The 18,487-nt window shown below is 63.6% G+C and carries 20 protein-coding genes; 12 read left to right on the forward strand and 8 right to left on the reverse strand.

Features of this window, described 5'->3' with window-relative positions; translation table 11 throughout:
* Positions 1–26 precede the first annotated feature (26 nt).
* The 6 genes from ribF (at position 27) to K5Q02_RS08755 (ending at position 6,843) form a co-directional block, all read left to right on the forward strand.
* Positions 27–965, forward strand: a complete 939-nt coding sequence (gene ribF / locus K5Q02_RS08730; RefSeq protein WP_225838324.1) for a bifunctional riboflavin kinase/FAD synthetase — start codon at positions 27–29, stop codon at positions 963–965.
* A 9-nt stretch (positions 966–974) separates the two neighbouring features.
* Positions 975–3,809: an isoleucine--tRNA ligase gene (gene ileS / locus K5Q02_RS08735; protein WP_225838325.1), complete on the forward strand. Its 2,835-nt coding sequence runs from the start codon at positions 975–977 to the stop codon at positions 3,807–3,809.
* Positions 3,810–3,839: 30 nt separating this feature from the next.
* The gene (lspA, locus tag K5Q02_RS08740; RefSeq protein WP_042556313.1) at positions 3,840–4,346 is read left to right on the forward strand and encodes a signal peptidase II; all 507 of its coding nucleotides are present in this window, start codon (positions 3,840–3,842) and stop codon (positions 4,344–4,346) included.
* Positions 4,339–4,776 carry an FKBP-type peptidyl-prolyl cis-trans isomerase gene (locus K5Q02_RS08745; RefSeq protein WP_042556314.1) on the forward strand — a complete coding sequence of 146 codons (438 nt, stop codon included), beginning with the start codon at positions 4,339–4,341 and terminating at the stop codon, positions 4,774–4,776. The genes lspA and K5Q02_RS08745 overlap by 8 nt, the downstream gene beginning before the upstream one ends.
* A gap of 112 nt (positions 4,777–4,888) precedes the next feature.
* Entirely contained in the window at positions 4,889–5,833 is a 945-nt protein-coding gene (gene ispH / locus K5Q02_RS08750; protein WP_225838327.1) for a 4-hydroxy-3-methylbut-2-enyl diphosphate reductase, read from the forward strand.
* A 275-nt stretch (positions 5,834–6,108) separates the two neighbouring features.
* Positions 6,109–6,843 carry a dienelactone hydrolase family protein gene (locus K5Q02_RS08755; RefSeq protein ID WP_225838329.1) on the forward strand — a complete coding sequence of 245 codons (735 nt, stop codon included), beginning with the start codon at positions 6,109–6,111 and terminating at the stop codon, positions 6,841–6,843.
* A 60-nt stretch (positions 6,844–6,903) separates the two neighbouring features.
* On the opposite strand, the gene ppa is transcribed toward K5Q02_RS08755, so the two are convergent.
* Together ppa and K5Q02_RS08765 are read right to left on the reverse strand one after the other, a co-directional pair.
* Positions 6,904–7,431 carry an inorganic diphosphatase gene (ppa, locus tag K5Q02_RS08760; RefSeq protein WP_225838331.1) on the reverse strand — a complete coding sequence of 176 codons (528 nt, stop codon included), beginning with the start codon at positions 7,429–7,431 and terminating at the stop codon, positions 6,904–6,906.
* Positions 7,432–7,468: 37 nt separating this feature from the next.
* Positions 7,469–8,338: a zinc-dependent peptidase gene (locus tag K5Q02_RS08765; RefSeq protein ID WP_225838332.1), complete on the reverse strand. Its 870-nt coding sequence runs from the start codon at positions 8,336–8,338 to the stop codon at positions 7,469–7,471.
* A 254-nt stretch (positions 8,339–8,592) separates the two neighbouring features.
* Here K5Q02_RS08765 and mpl point away from each other — a divergent pair, with 254 nt between their 5' ends.
* Genes mpl through K5Q02_RS08780 form a run of 3 tightly spaced genes read left to right on the forward strand, consistent with a single transcriptional unit; the run spans position 8,593 to position 10,866 of the window.
* On the forward strand, positions 8,593–9,945 hold the full coding sequence (gene mpl / locus K5Q02_RS08770; RefSeq protein ID WP_225838334.1) for a UDP-N-acetylmuramate:L-alanyl-gamma-D-glutamyl-meso-diaminopimelate ligase: 1,353 nt from the start codon (positions 8,593–8,595) through the stop codon (positions 9,943–9,945).
* A gap of 2 nt (positions 9,946–9,947) precedes the next feature.
* Entirely contained in the window at positions 9,948–10,580 is a 633-nt protein-coding gene (gene ubiX / locus K5Q02_RS08775) for a flavin prenyltransferase UbiX (RefSeq protein ID WP_225839624.1), read from the forward strand.
* Entirely contained in the window at positions 10,573–10,866 is a 294-nt protein-coding gene (locus K5Q02_RS08780; protein ID WP_225838336.1) for a YceK/YidQ family lipoprotein, read from the forward strand. Before ubiX ends, K5Q02_RS08780 begins: the two co-directional genes overlap by 8 nt.
* A 246-nt stretch (positions 10,867–11,112) precedes the next feature.
* Here K5Q02_RS08780 and K5Q02_RS08785 read toward each other — a convergent pair whose 3' ends face one another.
* The 5 genes from K5Q02_RS08785 to K5Q02_RS08805 form a co-directional block, all read right to left on the reverse strand.
* Complete coding sequence (locus K5Q02_RS08785; protein ID WP_225838337.1) at positions 11,113–12,045, reverse strand: 2-hydroxyacid dehydrogenase; 933 nt, start codon at positions 12,043–12,045, stop codon at positions 11,113–11,115.
* Between the two features lie 13 nt (positions 12,046–12,058).
* Positions 12,059–12,553, reverse strand: coding sequence for a YbaK/EbsC family protein (locus K5Q02_RS08790; protein ID WP_225838339.1), 495 nt, complete (start codon positions 12,551–12,553; stop codon positions 12,059–12,061).
* 59 nt (positions 12,554–12,612) lie between these two features.
* Complete coding sequence (locus tag K5Q02_RS08795; protein ID WP_225838341.1) at positions 12,613–13,200, reverse strand: IMPACT family protein; 588 nt, start codon at positions 13,198–13,200, stop codon at positions 12,613–12,615.
* Positions 13,200–13,859, reverse strand: coding sequence for a TetR/AcrR family transcriptional regulator (locus K5Q02_RS08800; protein WP_225838342.1), 660 nt, complete (start codon positions 13,857–13,859; stop codon positions 13,200–13,202). The genes K5Q02_RS08795 and K5Q02_RS08800 overlap by 1 nt, the downstream gene beginning before the upstream one ends.
* A 122-nt stretch (positions 13,860–13,981) precedes the next feature.
* On the reverse strand, positions 13,982–14,905 hold the full coding sequence (locus tag K5Q02_RS08805) for an aldo/keto reductase (RefSeq protein WP_225838344.1): 924 nt from the start codon (positions 14,903–14,905) through the stop codon (positions 13,982–13,984).
* Positions 14,906–15,126: 221 nt separating this feature from the next.
* On the opposite strand from K5Q02_RS08805, the gene K5Q02_RS08810 reads away from it, so the two are divergent.
* Positions 15,127–15,483, forward strand: coding sequence for a hypothetical protein (locus tag K5Q02_RS08810; protein ID WP_225838345.1), 357 nt, complete (start codon positions 15,127–15,129; stop codon positions 15,481–15,483).
* Positions 15,484–15,689: 206 nt separating this feature from the next.
* On the opposite strand, the gene K5Q02_RS08815 is transcribed toward K5Q02_RS08810, so the two are convergent.
* Positions 15,690–16,610: a LysR family transcriptional regulator gene (locus K5Q02_RS08815; protein WP_225838347.1), complete on the reverse strand. Its 921-nt coding sequence runs from the start codon at positions 16,608–16,610 to the stop codon at positions 15,690–15,692.
* Positions 16,611–16,798: 188 nt separating this feature from the next.
* On the opposite strand from K5Q02_RS08815, the gene K5Q02_RS08820 reads away from it, so the two are divergent.
* Together K5Q02_RS08820 and K5Q02_RS08825 are read left to right on the forward strand one after the other, a co-directional pair.
* The gene (locus K5Q02_RS08820) at positions 16,799–18,145 is read left to right on the forward strand and encodes an aspartate aminotransferase family protein (RefSeq protein ID WP_225838349.1); all 1,347 of its coding nucleotides are present in this window, start codon (positions 16,799–16,801) and stop codon (positions 18,143–18,145) included.
* Positions 18,145–18,438, forward strand: coding sequence for a cupin domain-containing protein (locus K5Q02_RS08825; RefSeq protein WP_225838351.1), 294 nt, complete (start codon positions 18,145–18,147; stop codon positions 18,436–18,438). The genes K5Q02_RS08820 and K5Q02_RS08825 overlap by 1 nt, the downstream gene beginning before the upstream one ends.
* Positions 18,439–18,487: the final 49 nt, after the last annotated feature.

Raw genomic sequence — 18,487 nt, forward strand, 5'->3', positions numbered from 1 at the left:
GCCACTTTGTGAGCAAGAAGTGCGTTATGCAGCTGGTTCGAGGCCTTCATAATCTGCGGCCCCAGCATCGGGGCTGCGTCGCCACCATCGGTAATTTCGACGGCGTTCATCGTGGCCACCAGGCGATTCTGGCGCGTTTACGTGAGCGTTCGGCGGAGCTTGGCGTACCGAGTTGCGTGGTGCTGTTCGAGCCGCAACCGCGTGAATACTTCGACCCCAAGGGCGCACCTGCCCGGTTGAGCCGCCTGCGTGACAAGCTCGCGCTGCTGGCTGCCGAAGGTGTCGACCGTGTGCTGTGCCTGGCCTTCAACCCACGCTTGCGCGAGTTGAGCGCGGCCGAGTTCGTGCAGCGCGTATTGCTCGATGGTCTGGGCGTTCTGCATCTGGAAGTGGGTGACGACTTCCGCTTTGGTTGCGACCGCGCGGGTGATTTCGCCTTTCTGGCCGAGGCCGCACAGCGCGAAGGCTTTACCGTCGAGGCGGCCAAGACCGTGGAGGTCGATGGTCAGCGGGTCAGCAGTACGCGCGTGCGTGAGGCCCTGGCCAACGGTGATTTCAAGGTCGCCGAAGGCATGCTTGGGCGACCGTTCCGAATCGTCGGGCGGGTGCTGCACGGGCAGAAGCTTGGGCGTCAATTGAATGCGCCGACCGCCAACGTGCAGCTCAAGCGCAAGCGCGCGCCGCTGACCGGGGTCTACCTGGTCAGCGCCGAGATAGATGGCCGGCCATGGCCCGGCGTCGCCAATATTGGCGTGCGCCCCAGCGTGGCCGGTGACGGGAGCGCCCACCTCGAGGTGCACCTGCTGGATTTTGCCGGCGACCTGTATGGCCGGCGTTTGACGGTGGCATTCCACCACAAGCTGCGCGATGAGCAGCGTTTCGCCTCACTCGAGGCACTGAAGACGGCAATTGCTGCCGATATTGCCGCCGCCCGCGCCCATTGGCACGGCCAACCGCTTAAGTGAAGAGCCGAGATGACCGACTATAAAGCCACGTTGAATCTTCCTGATACCCAGTTCCCGATGAAGGCTGGCCTGCCGCAGCGCGAGCCGCAAATCCTGCAACGCTGGGACGACATTGGTCTGTATCAGAAGCTGCGTGAGATTGGCGCCGACCGGCCGAAGTTCGTCCTGCACGACGGCCCGCCCTATGCGAACGGCAGCATTCATATCGGTCACGCGCTGAACAAAATTCTCAAGGACATCATCACCCGCTCCAAGACCATCGCGGGCTTCGATGCGCCTTACGTACCGGGCTGGGATTGCCATGGCCTGCCGATCGAGCACAAGGTCGAAACCACTTTCGGCAAGAACCAGCCGGCCGACCTGACCCGCGAGCGTTGCCGTACCTACGCCGGCGAGCAGGTCGAGGAGCAGAAGGGCAACTTCATCCGCCTCGGCGTGCTGGGCGAGTGGAACAACCCGTACCTGACCATGAACTTCGCCAACGAGGCCGGTGAAATCCGCGCCTTGGCGGAGATCGTCAAGAAGGGCTTCGTGTTCAAGGGCCTGAAGCCGGTCAACTTCTGTTTCGATTGCGGTTCGGCACTGGCCGAGGCCGAAGTCGAGTATCAGGACAAGAAGTCCGATGCCATCGACGTTGCCTTCCCGATCGAAGACGCCGACAAGCTGGCCGCCGCATTCGGCCTGGCCAGCCTGAGCAAGCCGACCAGCATCGTCATCTGGACCACCACGCCCTGGACCATCCCGGCCAACCAGGCGCTGAACGTGCACCCAGAATTCAACTACGCCCTGGTGGACGTCGGTGATCGCCTGTTGCTGTTGGCCGAAGAAATGGTCGAGAGCAGCCTGCAACGTTATGGCCTGCAGGGCGAAGTCGTCGCCATCGCGGCGGGCGCCAAGCTGGAACTGATCAATTTCCGTCATCCGTTCTACGATCGCCTGTCGCCGCTTTACCTGGCCGACTACGTCGAACTGGGTGCCGGCACCGGTATCGTGCACTCCGCGCCAGCCTACGGTGAGGACGACTTCTACAGCTGCAAACGCTACGGCATGAGCAACGACGACATCCTCAACCCGGTGCAGAGCAACGGCGTCTACGTCGAGTCGCTGCCGTTCTTCGGTGGCCAGTTCATCTGGAAGGCCAACCCGGCCATCGTCGCCAAGCTCGAAGAAGTTGGCGCGCTGCTCAAGCACGAAGCGATCAACCACAGCTACATGCACTGCTGGCGTCACAAGACGCCGCTGATCTACCGCGCCACCGCGCAGTGGTTCATTGGCATGGACAAGCAGCCGAACGAGGGTTCCACCCTGCGTGAGCGCTCGCTGGCAGCCATCGAAGAAACCCAATTCGTACCGGCCTGGGGCCAGGCGCGCCTGCACAGCATGATCGCCGGCCGCCCTGACTGGTGCATCTCGCGTCAGCGCAATTGGGGCGTGCCGATCCCGTTCTTCACGCACAAGGAAAGCGGCGAGCTGCACCCGCGTACCGCCGAGCTGATGGAGCAGGTGGCGCAGCGTGTCGAGCAGGAAGGCATCGAAGCCTGGTTCAATCTCGACACCGCCGAGCTGCTGGGTGATGAAGCCGGCCAGTACGACAAGAGCCGTGACACCCTGGACGTCTGGTTCGATTCCGGTACCACTCACTGGCATGTGCTGCGCGGCTCCCATGCCGAGCTGGCGCACCCGAGCGATCCGGCCGCCGACCTCTATCTGGAAGGCTCCGACCAGCACCGCGGCTGGTTCCACTCCTCGCTGCTGACTGGTTGTGCCATCGACGGTCACGCGCCGTACAAGGAACTGCTGACCCACGGCTTCACCGTCGACGAGCAGGGCCGCAAGCAGTCCAAATCGCTGGGCAACGTTGTTGCGCCGCAGAAGGTCATCGACAGCCTAGGCGCCGACATCCTGCGCCTGTGGGTTTCCTCCACCGATTACTCGGGCGAGATGGCGGTCTCTGACCAGATCCTGCAGCGCAGCGCCGATGCCTACCGGCGTATCCGCAACACTGCACGCTTCCTGCTCTCCAACCTCAGCGGCTTCGATCCGGCTCAGCACCTGCTGGCCCCCGAAGACATGCTGGCCCTGGATCGTTGGGCGGTAGACCGTGCCCTGCTGCTGCAGCGCGAGATCGAAGAGGCTTACACCAGCTATCGCTTCTGGAACGTGTACCAGAAGGTGCACAACTTCTGCGTGCAGGAGCTGGGTGGCTTCTACCTCGACATCATCAAGGATCGTCAGTACACCACCGCCGCCGACAGCGTGGCGCGTCGCTCCTGCCAGACCGCCATGTTCCATATCGCCGAAGCGCTGGTGCGCTGGATCGCGCCGATCCTGTCGTTCACCGCGGACGAAATCTGGCAGTACCTGCCGGGCGAGCGTAACGAATCGGTGATGCTCAACACCTGGTACCAGGGCCTGAGCGAGCTGCCGGCCGGTTTCGAGCTGGATCGCGCCTTCTGGGATCGCGTCATGGCAGTCAAGACCGCGGTCAACAAGGAACTGGAGAACCAGCGCAGCGCCAAGCTGATCGGTGGCAACCTGCAGGCCGAAGTGACCCTGTACGGTGAAGAGTCGCTGGTTGCCGACCTGACCCGTCTGGGCGATGAACTGCGTTTCGTGCTGATCACCTCCGGTGCCAGCCTGGCACCGTTGGCCGCTGCGCCGGCTGACGCGGTGCAGACCGAAGTCAGCGGGCTGAAGCTGAAGATCGTCAAATCCGGCCTGACCAAGTGCGCGCGCTGCTGGCACTTCTGCGCCGACGTCGGCACCCATGCCAACCACCCGGAGATCTGTGGCCGTTGCGTGGACAACATCGAAGGCAAGGGTGAGGTGCGCCACCATGCGTAAGGCTTTGGCCCGCATCGCGGAGATGCAGTCATGAGCGCGCGTTTCGGCAAGCTCGGCTGGGTGTGGTTGAGCGTGGTGATCTTCGTGGTCGATCAGATCACCAAGTACTGGTTCGACAACAACCTGCAGATGTACGAGCGCATCGTGGTCATTCCCGACTACTTCAGCTGGACGCTGGCCTACAACACCGGCGCCGCCTTCAGCTTCCTGGCTGGTGCGGGCGGCTGGCAGCGCTGGCTGTTCACCCTGATCGCCCTGGTGGTCAGCGTGGTGCTGGTGGTGTGGCTCAAGCGTCTGAAGCCCGACGAGACCTGGCTGGCCGTCGGCCTGGCCTTGGTGCTCGGCGGCGCGCTGGGCAACCTGGTGGATCGCGTGGTGTTTGGCCACGTGGTCGACTTCATTCTGGTGCACTGGCAGAACCGCTGGTATTTCCCGGCGTTCAACCTGGCCGACAGCGCGATCACCGTCGGTGCCGTGCTGCTGGCGCTGGACATGTTCAAGAGCAAGAAGTCGGAAGAAGAGGTGGCACGTGACTGATGTACGTATCGGCCCGGATCGGCAGGTGACCCTGCATTTCGCGCTGAAGCTGGACAACGGTGATGTCGTCGACAGCACCTTCGACAAGCAGCCGCCAACCTTCAAGGTCGGTGACGGCAACCTGCTGCCGGGGTTCGAGTCCGCGCTGTATGGCTTCAAGGCCGGCGACAAGCGCAGCGTGACCGTGCTGCCGGAGCAGGGCTTCGGTCAGCCGAACCCGCAGAACGTGCAGATCATGCCGCGTTCGCAGTTTCAGGGCATGGAATTGTCCGAGGGGCTGCTGGTGATCTTCAACGACGCCGCCAATACCGAACTGCCCGGTGTGGTCAAAGCCTTCGATGACGCTCAGGTGACCATCGACTTCAATCACCCGCTGGCTGGCAAGACGCTGACGTTCGACGTCGAGATCATCGACGTCCAGGCGATCTGACGAGACGCCAGCTGATCAGACGGACATTCCTCGTGAACGCGCTGTCTATCGCGTAAGGTCTTTTGGGCTTACGCGATACACTCTCCACTCAAGCTTCCGTGCCGAGCGTGCCATGCATATCAAACTCGCCAATCCCCGCGGTTTCTGCGCCGGTGTCGACCGCGCCATCGAGATCGTCAACCGCGCCCTCGAGGTGTTCGATCCGCCGATCTACGTGCGTCACGAAGTGGTGCACAACAAGTTCGTGGTCGAGGATCTGCGCTCCCGCGGCGCGATATTCGTCGAAGAGCTGGATCAGGTTCCCGATGACGTCATCGTCATCTTCAGCGCCCACGGCGTATCCCAGGCCGTGCGCAACGAAGCCACCAACCGTGGCCTGAAAGTGTTCGACGCCACCTGCCCGCTGGTCACCAAGGTGCACCTGGAAGTGGTGCGCTACAGCCGTGACGGCCGCGAGTGCATCCTTATCGGCCATGCCGGTCACCCGGAAGTCGAAGGCACCATGGGCCAGTACGACGCCAGCAATGGCGGCGCGATCTATCTGGTCGAAGACGAGGCGGATGTCGCCAAGCTGCAGGTGCGCGACCCCGACTCCCTGGCCTTCGTGACCCAGACCACGCTGTCGATGGACGACACCAGCAAGGTCATCGATGCCCTGCGCACACGCTTCCCCACTATCGGCGGCCCGCGCAAGGACGACATCTGCTACGCCACCCAGAACCGCCAGGATGCGGTCAAGCAACTGGCTGACGAGTGCGACGTCCTGCTAGTGGTCGGTAGCCCCAATAGCTCCAACTCCAACCGCTTGCGCGAATTGGCCGAGCGGATGGGCACGCCTGCCTACCTGATCGACGGCGCCGATGACCTCAAGCGCGAATGGTTCGAGGGCGCCAAGGGCATCGGCATCACCGCCGGCGCCTCCGCCCCTGAAGTGCTGGTGCGTGGTGTGATCGACAAGCTCGGCGAGTGGGGCGCCAGCAACGTCCAGGAACTCGACGGCCGCCCGGAGAACGTGACCTTCTCCATGCCCAAGGAACTGCGCCTGAAAGCGGTGTAGCGCCGAGGCAGTGCACTCGAAGCCAGGGCAGATGCCCTGGCTTTTTTATGGGCGCAGTGAAAGGTCTTGCCACGTACAGCCCGTCAGCGGTGCCGGGAATCACCGCTGCCCACGGCAATTGCCTGTTTCACGTGTTGTTGGTGGCTTGGGTTCTAAGAGCGGCGCTTTGAAATCACTGGGCACTCGATTGCCATCCTGTTGACCAATACCTAGCCTCGTTCACTTATGCCCGTCATCGCCTGGCGCTGGGGGGAGCATTCAACAGGAGGATCAACATGGCTCACGAGCAAATCGTCATCACCACGCCAGACGGCCGATGCCCGGCCCACGTGTTCACGCCGGCTGGCGGGCAGGGCGGCCCTGCGGTCATCTTCTACATGGACGCCGGCGGCATCCGCCCCGCGGAGCTCGCCATGGCTCAGCGGTTGGCCGATGCGGGCTATGTGGTTCTGCTGCCGGATCTGTATTACCGCTACGGCGCCTACGGGCCGTTCGACCCCAGGGAAGTGTTCAAGGGCGACTTCCGTGTGATTCTCGGGCCACTGATGGCAACCACCGGCAATGCCAAGGCGGCAGCGGACACCGATGTCTATCTCGCTTACCTCGACCAGCGCAGTGACGTGCATGGGCAGCGGGTCGGCGCGGTGGGCTTCTGCATGGGCGGCGGTATGGCGATCTCTGCAGGTGGTACGCGACCCGAGCGTTTCGCGGCCATCGCCAGCTTTCACGGTGGCAACCTGGCGACCGACGCCGCTGACAGCCCACACCGCTCTGCACCTGCGCTCCAGGCCGAACTCTATATTGCGGCGGCCGAGGGCGATGGCAGTTACCCGCCGGAGATGGCCGAGCGTTTCGAGAAAGCACTAAACGATGCCGGCGTGACCTTCAGTTCGCAAACCTACCCCGCCAAGCACGGCTGGATGAAGCCGGACTTTCCCGTCTACGACCAGGACGCCGCCGAACATGGCTGGCGCCAACTGCTCGCGTTCTTCGGCCGTACTCTGGGCTGAAGGCAAATTGCGCCCATAAAAAAGCCGGCTTGTGGCCGGCTTTCGTAAGGCAGGTTGTGCTTACTTTTGATAAGCAGCAGCCGCCTTGGTGATCTCGGCGCGGGCGGCTTCAGCGTTGCCCCAGCCTTCGACTTTGACCCATTTGCCTTTCTCGAGATCTTTGTAGTTCTCGAAGAAGTGCTTGATCTGCTCGATCAGCAGCGGGGGCAGGTCGGTGTATTCCTTGATGTCTTTGTAGATGGTGGTCAGCTTGTCGTGCGGGACGGCGATCAGCTTGGCGTCGCCACCGGCTTCGTCGGTCATGTGCAGCACGCCGACCGGACGGGCGCGGATCACCGAGCCTGGTGCTACTGGGTACGGGGTCACTACCAGCACGTCGAGGGGGTCACCGTCGTCGGCCAGGGTGTGCGGGATGAAGCCGTAGTTGGCCGGGTAGAACATCGGGGTGGCCATGAAACGGTCGACGAACAGGCAGTCGGTGTCGTGATCGATTTCGTATTTGATCGGCGCGTGGTTGGCCGGGATCTCGATAGCGACGTAGATGTCATTCGGCAGGTCTTTACCGGCCGGAACCTTGCTGTAGCTCATGGGTGACTCCCTGATGTGGGCCAAAAAAGTGGCCGGATTATAGGTGGATTCCCGCGTCGTTGCCATTACAGCCATTGGTCGTATCCGGCTGGGCGGGGTTGGGTTCCTGATAGTCCGGGTGTTCGACCTGCAGGCGGCGCAAACGTGCCAGCGGATCCTGTCGATAGAACAGACGCAACTGGGCGTAGACCGCTGGAAAGGCCTCGTCGAGCAGGTCGGGAGCGTTGAAGAAATACTCGCTGGTCACCGCAAAGAACTCGGCGGGGTTTTCCGCTGCATAGGGATCGATAGCGGTCTGCGCCTCCTCATCGGCGTCCAGCTCGGCGTTCATGCTGTCGAACGCTTGCTGCATGGCAAGGGCCCATTGCTGGATATCCATATTGCTGTGCAGCGGCGGCAGGCCGTTGGCGTCGCCACCGAGCATGTCCAGCTTGTGTGCCAGTTCGTGGATCACCAGGTTGTAGCCTTCCCAGCCGCCGCTGGCTTGCACGCCGGGCCAGGCGAGAATGACCGGGCCCTGCTGCCATGCCTCGCCGCTGTGCTCGCCATCCCACTCATGTTCGATACCGCCGGAATCACGATGGCGCTGCGGGCTGACGAAGTCGTCCGGATAGAGAATGACCTCGTGGAAGCCCTGATACCAGTTGAGGTCGGCCAGGCCGAGCAGTGGCAGTTCGGCCAGCGTTGCCAGGGCCAGGCGGTCGTCGTGGTCGAGTTCGAGGCCGGGCAGGGTAGTCAGGTGTTTGTTGTGCAGAAACAGCACGGCGCGCTCGCGCAGGCGCTGCTGCTCTTCTTCGCTGAGCCCGTCGAGAATCGGCAGGCGCTGGCGCACGACGGCCCAGCTGCTGTCGCTGACAGGGTTGCGGGAGAGGATGCGCCGACGGCGCCAGGCGCTAAACGACCACATGACAAAAGCTCGATTGCAGGGTGGCGTCACCTTAAGCAGGCCATCCGCTTACCGCAAGCGCGCAGGCGTTACGCGCTGTTGATCGCAATGGGAGGCCTGGTTGCCTGGCAGATGCATCTGGCAGCGCTACGCGACTGAGTCTTGCTCGCCTGGGGACGCCTGGCAGGCAGGATGCGGGGCGCTGCTGTGCTAATCTGCGGCCATGTTTTCACTCGGTTCGCCCGGCTTTCGGCGCGCCTGTTTTCGAGGTTTTCATGCATATCCACATTCTCGGCATCTGCGGTACGTTCATGGGGTCGCTGGCCGTGCTGGCCAAGGAGCTGGGCCATCGCGTCACCGGTTCCGATGCCAATGTCTATCCGCCCATGAGTACCCAGCTCGAGGCCCAGGGCATCGAGCTGATGCAGGGCTACGATCCCGCTCACCTGCAGCCGGCACCCGATCTGGTGGTGGTAGGCAATGCCATGAGCCGCGGCAACCCGGCGGTGGAGTACGTGCTCAACAAGGGGCTGCCCTACGTGTCCGGGCCTCAGTGGCTGGCCGACCATGTGCTGCAGGGCCGTTGGGTGATGGCGGTGGCGGGCACCCACGGCAAGACCAGCAGTTCGAGCATGCTCGCCTGGGTGCTCGAGCACGCGGGCATGGCGCCGGGCTTCCTGATTGGTGGCGTGCCGCAGAACTTCGGCATTTCCGCGCGTCTGGGCGATACGCCGTTCTTCGTGGTCGAGGCCGATGAATACGACAGCGCGTTCTTCGACAAGCGCAGCAAGTTCGTCCACTACCGCCCGCGTACCGCGATCCTCAACAACCTCGAGTTCGACCACGCGGATATCTTTCCGGATCTCGCGGCCATCGAGCGGCAGTTCCACCATCTGGTGCGGATCATTCCCGGCGAAGGCCTGGTCATCCACCCAGCCAGCGAAACCGCCTTGGCGCGGGTGATCGGCATGGGCTGCTGGACGCCCGTGCAGACCACTGGCGAAGGTGGGCAGTGGCAGGCGCGCCTGCTCGCAGCCGACGGCTCGCGGTTCGAGGTGAGTTTCGATGGCAAGGTCGAGGGCGTGGTGGAGTGGGGGCTGACCGGCCAGCACAACGTCGCCAATGCGCTGGCTGTGCTGGCTGCGGCGCGGCATGTCGGTGTCGTGCCGGCGCTGGGCATCGAGGCGCTGGGACGTTTCATCAATGCCAAGCGGCGTATGGAGAAGGTCGCCGAAGTGAAGGGTGTGACCGTCTATGACGACTTCGCCCATCACCCGACTGCCATCGCGACCACCCTCGACGGCCTGCGCAAGCGTGTGGGTGATGAGCAGGTCATCGCGATCATCGAACCGCGCTCCAACTCCATGAAACTCGGCGCCCATCGCGATGGCCTGGCGCACTCCGCCGTGCAGGCCGATGCGGTGTTCTGGTACGCGCCGCCGAACCTGGGCTGGGATCTGGCGGCCACTGTTGCCGGCGCATCCAATCCCACTCAGGTCTGCGATTCGCTGGAGGCGATCATCGCTGGGGTCAAGGCGCTGGTTCGCCCTGGTACCCAGGTGGTGATCATGAGCAATGGTGGTTTCGGCGGCTTGCACGGCAAGCTGGCCGCGGCGCTGGAGGCATGAGCGTGGCCGGCCCGGAGCGCATTACTCTCGCCATGACCGGCGCCTCCGGTGCGCAGTATGGGTTGCGGCTGCTCGACTGCCTGGTGCGTGAGGACCGGGAAGTGCACTTCCTGATTTCCAAGGCCGCGCAGCTGGTGATGGCCACCGAGACGGACGTCAGCCTGCCGGCCAAGCCCCAGGCCATGCAGGCGTTTCTCACCGAATACACCGGCGCCACCGATGGGCAGATTCGTGTCTACGGCAAGGAAGACTGGATGGCCCCGGTGGCGTCCGGCTCCGGCGCACCCTCGGCCATGGTGGTGGTGCCGTGCAGCACCGGCACCCTGTCGGCGATCGCCACCGGCGCCTGCAACAACCTGATCGAGCGTGCCGCCGACGTGGCCCTCAAGGAGCGCCGCCAGCTGATTCTGGTACCGCGTGAGGCGCCATACTCGAGCATTCATCTCGAGCACATGCTCAAGCTTTCCAATCTGGGCGTGACCATCCTGCCGGCCTCGCCTGGTTTCTATCACCAGCCGCAGACTGTGGATGACCTGGTCGACTTCGTGGTCGCGCGGATTCTCAACTGCCTGAATATTCCTCAGGACATGCTGCCGCGCTGGGGCGAGCATCACCTCAACAGTGGCGATGAGTAAGCACACGCTCTGCGCCGTGTTGCTGGCCTGCCTGCATATGGGCGGCTGCGCCACCGCGCGCACGCTGGACGCCGCCAAGCCCGGTGCGCCGGTGGTTTACGCCGGTACCCGGCTGGACTGGTATGCGCTGCAGGGCGGTTGCTGCCCGGTCGAGCGTTTCGGGGCCGAGGCGCCTGCCTATGCTGCGGTCGACCTGCCGGCCAGCGCCTTGCTCGATACCCTGCTGTTGCCGCTTTCGCTGGCCAAGGCCCTGGGTATTGGTTTGCAGGTCAGTGGGGGAGGTTGAGGTATGAGAGCCAGTTCACGATCTTTCGGCTCGACTTCAGCGCCTTGACTTCAAAAAGGCGGAAGCGGCCGGTGAATGCCTGGCTTTTGTAGGAGGGGCTTTAGCCCCGAGCTCTTTGTTTGCCTTGATAAAAAGCTCGGGGCTAAAGCGGATCGCCGCCCGGCCCCTCCTACACGTTGCGCAAACGTCCGCTTCTGCCTTGTAGCAGCCTCTTTAATGTCGCCTAAAAAGATCGTGAACAGATTCTTAGATCGGCGTCAGCAGCGGCTCACCGCGGAAATGCCGGTCGATATTCTCGAGGAACTGCGTCAACGACTGTTCCAGCGCCTGGGGCGAGTTGCCGCCCACGTGCGGGGTGATGGTCAGGTTGTCGAGGTCGAGCAGCTCGCTGGGCGGTAGCGGCTCGCTTTCGTAGACATCCAGCGCCGCGGCACGGATGCGTTTTTCGCGCAGTGCGCTGCCCAGCGCGGCGGTGTCCACCACGCTGCCGCGCGCCACGTTGACCAGATAACCCTGCGGCCCTAGCGCGTCGAGCACCTCGGTGTTGACCAGATGGAAGGTCGAGGCGCCGCCAGGAATGGCCACCACCAGGCAGTCGCTCCAGCGCGCCAGTTCCAGAGCGCTGGCGAAGTAGCGATGCGGGCTGTCCGCTTTGGCCGAGCGATTGTGATAGCCCACCGGCATGTCGAAGGCCGCTGCGCGGCGGGCGAGTTTTTCGCCGATGGCACCGAGGCCGAGAATGCCCAGGCGCTTGCCGCACACACCATCGGTCATCGGCAGCGCATCGCGCCAGATGCCGGCGCGGCAGGCGACGTCCAGGCGGCGCACATCGCGAATGGCTGCCAGCAGCAGGGCCATGGCGTGATCGGCGACGCAGTCGGCGTTGCTGCCGGCGCCGTTGCTCATGGCGATGCCACGGGCACGGGCTGCCTCCAGGTCGACCTTTTCATAGCCCACGCCGAGGGTGCCGACGAAGCCCAGTTTCGGCAGGCGGGCGATTTCTTCGCCGGTCAGGCCGATGGTGCCGATGGTCAGTACCGCCTGCACGCGGTCGGCGTGCTCCGAGATGGCCGCTTCCCGCGCTGCAGCATTGGGCGCATGAGTTACCTCGAAGCGCTCGGCGATACGTGCCAGGCTGGCCTCGCTGAGCGGGTTGAGAATCAGCAGGTGCGGTTTCATGGTTTCTCCAGTTTCAGGGGGCCGCGACTTCGTGGCTTTCAACGGGCAGCGACTGGCACACGTCCACCCACTCGGCTTCGACCAGTTCGGCCATGCGCGTCGGGCTGATACGCACTGCGCTGTGGATACTGCCAGCAGCCGGCACCACTTCTTCGAACGCGCGCAGTGATACATCGCAATACACCGGCAGTGGCGTGGCGAGGCCGAACGGGCACACACCGCCGACCGGGTGACTGGTCAGGGCGAGTACGCTGTCGGCATCGAGCATCTTGGCCTTGCTGCCGAAGGTTTCCTTGATCTTGCGGTTATCGATGCGCGCATCGCCGCGGGCGACGATCAGCAGATTTCGCTCGCCCATGCGAAAGGCCAGGGTCTTGGCGATCTGCCCGGGCTCCACGCTGTGGGCCTCGGCCGCCAGGGCCACGGTAGCGGTGCTGGTGTCGAGTTCGATGACGTGCAGGTCAGGCGCCTTCTCGGCGAAGAAGGCACGAACGGATTGCAGGCTCATGGGGCGGCTCCCGGTGCAAAGCCACAACCTTGTCGTGTCATGCGCGGGGAGGTCAAGCCTCAGTCAGGCAATTGCAGGCGGCTACGCCCGCGGCTGATGTCGGCGAGCAGGCGCTGCAGGGCGTCGATGTGCGTCTGCGGCACGGCCAGTTGCAGCTCGGCGCCAAGGGCGTCGAAGGTTTCCTGCTCCAGTACGGCATCGAACTCGCCCAGGCGTGATTTGAGCAACGCCAGCTCGGCGAACCCGCAATGGCAGGAACAGGAGAGGCGCGCCACCTGCTCCTGACGCTCGGCGTTCTGCAGGCATTTGTTGGCGCTGCCGCCGTAGGCGCGGGCCAGGCCGCCGGTACCGAGCTGGATGCCGCCGTACCAGCGCGTCACCACCACGGCCACGCCATCGAACCCTTGAGCCTCGATGGCGGCGAGGATCGGCCGGCCTGCGGTGCCGCCGGGCTCGCCGTCGTCACTGAAACGATACTGTTGGCCGAGCTTCCAGGCCCAGCAGTTGTGCGACGCGCTTGGGTCGCTGAGCTGCTCGATGAGCGCCTGAGCGTCCGCTGCATGGTTAATGGCGCGGGCCTGGGCGAGAAAGCGGCTCTTGCGGATCTCCTCGCGGTAGTCGCAAGGAGCGAGTAACAGAAAGGACATCAGACGCTCGGCTTCAGTCCGCAGCCCTTGAGGATGATGCGCACCAGGTTATCGGCAGCGGCCTGGTAATCCTGCTTGGTCAGTCGCGAGCGACCGCTGACACGACAGATCTCGGAGGCGAAGTCGGCGTAATGCTGGGTGCTGCCCCAGAGCAGGAAAATCAGGTGCATGGGATCCACCGCATCCATCTTGCCGTCGGCGATCCAGCTTTCGAAAACTGCCGCACGCTCGCGAAACCAGCTCTGGTGATCCTTGCCGAAATGCTGCGACAGGCACACACCGCCGCTGATCACTTCCATGGCGAAGATGCGTGAAGCCTTGGGGTAGCGGCGCGAGTACTCCATCTTGGCGCGAATGTAGCGCTCCAGGGCCTCGGCCGGATCATCGTCGACGCGCAGATTGCTGAAGGCGCTGTCCCACAGGGTGAGGATGTTATTCAGCACCGCCAGGTACAGGCCCTGCTTGCTGCTGAAGTAATAATGCAGGTTGGCCTTGGGCAGGCCCACCGCCTGGGCGATGGTGTTCATGCTGGTGCCCTTGAAGCCGTGCCGTGCGAACTCGTCTTCGGCGGCAGCGATGATCGCTTCTATGTTCTTCTGCCGGATCCGGCCATTCGGCTTGCCGGAAGTGGCGCTAGGGGCGAGGGCGTCGAGGGACATCGGAGGCTTCCGTTCTGTTCAGAGGGCACAGCGCAAGAACAGATACTCCAGAACCCGCCGACGTGACAAGCGCTTGCCGCCGAAAATATCTGGCCGGTCTCACTGCCGGCCAATGTATTCGCTCAACTGAAGGCCTGGACGATGCGCTCGCGCAGCTCGGCATTGGGCAGCCGGCCCTGGCCTGCCTTGAGATTGTCGACCACATAGCGCGGGTTCGAGGTGGCCGGAATCACCGCGGTAACCGCTTCGTTGGCGAGGATGAACTTGAGCAGCAACTGCGCCCAGGACGTCGCATCGATCTCGTTGGCCCACTCCGGCAGCGGCTTGCCTTTCACCCGGCCGAGCAGCTGCGCACGCTGGAACGGACGGTTGATCAGCGTGGCGATGCCGTGCTCGGCACAGTAGGGCAGCAGGCGTTTCTCGGCATTGCGCTCGCCCACCGAATAGTTGAGTTGGACGAAGTCGACCTTCTCCTTGGCCAGCACCTCGAGCAGGTCGTCGTGGGCCGACTCGATGTAATGGGTGATACCGATGTAGCGCACCTTGCCCTGTTCGCGCAGCTCACGGGCCAACGCCAACTGCGTGGTGGTGTCCTGCAGGTTGTGCACCTGTAGCAGGTCCATCTTGTCGGTCTGCAGGGCTTTCAGGCTCGCCTCGAACTGCGCCAGGCCGCGCTCGCGTCCGGTGCTCGACAGCTTGGAAGCGAGAAATGCCTTGCCCTGGGTCTTGGTGCGCTTGAGCAGCTCGCCGGTCACCGCTTCGGCGGTGCCGTAACTGGGGGCGGTATCGATCAGCGTGGCACCGCCATTGATGAAGGCGCGCACTACCTCGTCCAACGGTTTCAGGCTGGCGTCGTCGAGGCTTACGTTGAAGGTTTGCGACGTGCCCAGGCCGATCACCGGCAGCGCCTCGCCACTCGAGGGAATCTTGCGTTGCAGCAGCGGGGCCGGATTCGCGGCGAAAGCGAAGCCCGGCAACAACTGGCTACCGGCCGCGAGGGTCATCAGGGCAGCGCTGCCCTGCAGGAAATGGCGACGATTAGGCATGGCGTGCTCCAGAGGCTGGTTGAAGAGACAATGGCTTGAGACTAGACGCCCAGCCTCATGGATTGTCGACAGCCTGTTACCGGGTATGTCGCTAACGGTTGACCTGCTAAGAGGGAACCAAGCTTTACGACGGCCATCACAGCTGAGCCCATCAGCTTCTCTGATGCGTCTGGAATGTTCAGGTTGCCTGCCTGAACCGTTGCCAAAGGATCCTGCAACCCGTGTTGTCTGGCCATCTGTTTTTACCCGTATTTGCTCTGCTGACACTACTGGGCGCTTGTACCCAGTACCGCGAAGTGCCGCCGCAAACTGCCGAAGGCCAGGCCTGCGTCCAGCAGTGCAACGAAACGCAGCGGGCCTGTGAGCGCCGTGAGGATGAGTCCTACCAAGGCTTCAAAGTCATCCATGACAGCCAGAACCAGAGCTACCAGAACTGCCTGCATTCCACCGAAGATCCCAATCTCAAAACGCTGTGCCCGAAGCCCACGGCAATCGACGGGCCTGACTACCGAACCTGCTCGGAGGTCTACAAGAACTGCTTCGTCACATGTGGCGGCAGCTACGAGAAGATCGAGTAAGCGCTGCATGGCAGGGTGGTGGCGGAAGCGGCCAGTGAGCAGAGCTTTTGTGGGAGAGGCTTTAGCCTCGATTTTGCCTAGCTAGGCGTAAAGAGCTCGCGGCTAAAGCGGATCGCCGCCCGGCCCCTCCCACAAGTTACGCGAACGTCTGCTTCCGCCTTGTAGCAGCCAATTCAAACGCACATCTAATTGATCAAAATGATCTCTCACGCGCTCGCCGCCAGCTCCTCGAGAAAGGTCTCCAGCACCAGGTGCGGGCGGCGGCCCTTGCGCGTCACCGAGGCCAGGTTGAGGTCGTAGAAGCGCGTGTCGGCTTTCAGCGCACGCAGGCGGCCTTCCTTGATCCAGGCGGCTGCGTAGTGATCCGGCAGGTAGCCGATATAGCGCCCGGTGAGGATCAGAAAGGCCATGCCTTCGCGATCCGAGGCGCTGGCTGTGCAGTTCAGGGCCTGGTAGTGGTTCTGGATGTCCGGTGGCAGGCGAAAGGTCGGGGCGATGGCGTCCTGGGCATTGAGGCGTTCGTCCGGCAGTTCCTTGTCATCCACATAGAACAACGGGTGGCCGACGGCGCAGTAGAGCAGCGAGCGCTCGTCGTACAGCGGTTGGTAATCGAGGCCGGAAAGGCCGCCAACCATCGGCACCACGCCCACGTGCAGGCGCCCGTCGAGCACGCCCTGTTCGACCTCGCTGGGGGGCGTCATGCGGATATGCACGCGTACGTCCGGGCCGCGATCCTTGAGGCGGGCGAGGGCGCCGGTGATGCGCATGTGCGGCACCGTCACCAGGTTGTCGGTCAGGCCGATATTCAGCTCGCCGCGCAGGTGCTGGTGCAGGCCGTTGACCTCGGTGCGAAAACTCTCCAGCGCGGCCAGCAACTGCTGTGTCGACTGGTACACCTCGCGCCCTTCTTCGGTCAGCGCGAAGCCGGCGCGGCCGCGCTGGCACAGGCGCAGGCCGAGGCGCTGCTCCAGGTCGCTCATCTGCTGGCTGATCGCCGAGCGACCGATGCCCAGCGCGCTCTCCGCAGCGGAAAAACCACCGCACTCGACCACGCTGCGAAACAGCTTGAGCAGGCGAATATCGAAATCGCTGACCTGAGCCAGGGGCTCCGGGCGTCGAACGCTCATTGTTTAGTCACCAGTGAACTGAGGATAAGAAGAGTCGGGTTTGAGTGACTTTATGCCTGTGGCACCTTTCCAGGCAACTGATGCACTTACTTGTGGGAGCGGCTTCAGCCGCGATTGCTGTCGATTCTCGCGGCTAAAGCCCCTCCCACGTTACTCCCGATCACGCCGCCACTGCCGAGGCCATCGCCATGAACATGCCGCAGACCGCCACGCCGCCCCTGGCCAGCCAGCTCAAGCTGGATGCCCACTGGATGCCGTTTTCCGCCAACCGCAGCTTTCAGCGCGACCCGCGGATCATCGTCAGCGCCGAAGGCTCCTGGCTGACCGACGACTCCGGTCGCAAGGTCTACGACAGCCTGTCCGGCCTGTGCACCTGCGGCGCCGGTCACTGCCGCAAGGAGATTCAGGAAGCAGTCGCCAAGCAGCTCGGCACCCTCGATTACTCGCCGGGCTTTCAGTACGCCCATCCGCTGTCGTTCAAGCTGGCCGAGGAAGTCGCCGACCTGATGCCGGGTGACCTCAACCACGTGTTCTTCACCGGCTCCGGTTCCGAGTGCGCCGATACCGCCGTGAAGATGGCCAAGGCCTACTGGCGCCTGAAGGGCCAGGCCAGCAAGACCCGCATGATCGGCCGCGCCCGTGGTTACCACGGCGTCAACATCGCCGGCACCGCGCTCGGCGGCATTGGTGGCAACCGCAAGATGTACGGCCAGTTGATGGATGTGGATCACCTGCCGCATACCCTGCAGCCGGGCATGGCCTTCACCAGGGGCGCGGCCGAGACTGGCGGCGTCGAACTGGCCAACGAGATGCTCAAGCTGATCGAGCTGCATGACGCCTCCAACATTGCCGCGGTGATCGTCGAGCCGATGTCCGGCTCGGCCGGCGTCCTCGTGCCGCCTGCCGGTTATCTGCAGCGCCTGCGCGAGATCTGCACCCAGCACAACATCCTGCTGATCTTCGACGAAGTGATCACCGCGTTCGGGCGCATGGGCAAATGGACGGGCGCTGAGTATTTCGGCGTCACCCCGGACATCGTCAACGTCGCCAAGCAGATCACCAACGGCGCCGTGCCCATGGGCGCGGTGATCGCCACCCGCGAGATCTACCAGACCTTCATGGGCCAGCCGACGCCCGAGCACATGATCGAATTCACCCACGGCTACACCTACTCCGCCCACCCGGTCGCCTGCGCCGCCGGCCTGGCTTCGCTGGAGCTGCTCAAACGCGAGAACCTGGTGCAGCAGTCCGCCGAGCTGGCGCCGAAGTTCGAGAACGCCATCCATGGCCTCAAGGGCGCCAAGCACATCGTCGACATCCGCAACTGCGGCCTCGCTGGCGCGATCCAGCTGGCGCCCCGTGATGGCGACCCGTCGATCCGTCCCTTCGAGGCCGGTGTGGCACTGTGGAAAGCCGGCTTCTACGTACGTTTCGGCGGCGACGGCCTGCAGTTCGGGCCGATGTTCAACGCCAAGATCGAAGACCTCGACCGCGTGTTCAGCGCCGTGGGCGATGTCCTGCAAAGGATCGACTGATGGCTGTCCGACAGCAGGCGGTAGCCACCGTGCAGGTGGATAACGACGAGGTGATCGTCACCGAATGGCGGTTCGCGCCGGGTAGCGAAACCGGTCGCCACCGGCATGGTTACGATTACGTGGTGGTGCCCATGACCGACGGCACGCTGCTGCTGGAAACCCCGGAGGGCGACAGGCACGCCCCGCTGGTGGCCGGGCAGAGCTACTTCCGCAAGGCGGGGGTGGAACACAACGTGATCAACGCCAGCGACCATGAAGTGGTCTTCGTCGAAACCGAAATCAAAGCGCATTGAAACCATTTCTGTAGGAGCCGGCTTGCCGGCGATGCTTGCAGGATTGATC

This window comes from Pseudomonas sp. MM211 (assembly GCF_020386635.1).
In the GTDB taxonomy this organism is placed as follows: domain Bacteria; phylum Pseudomonadota; class Gammaproteobacteria; order Pseudomonadales; family Pseudomonadaceae; genus Aquipseudomonas.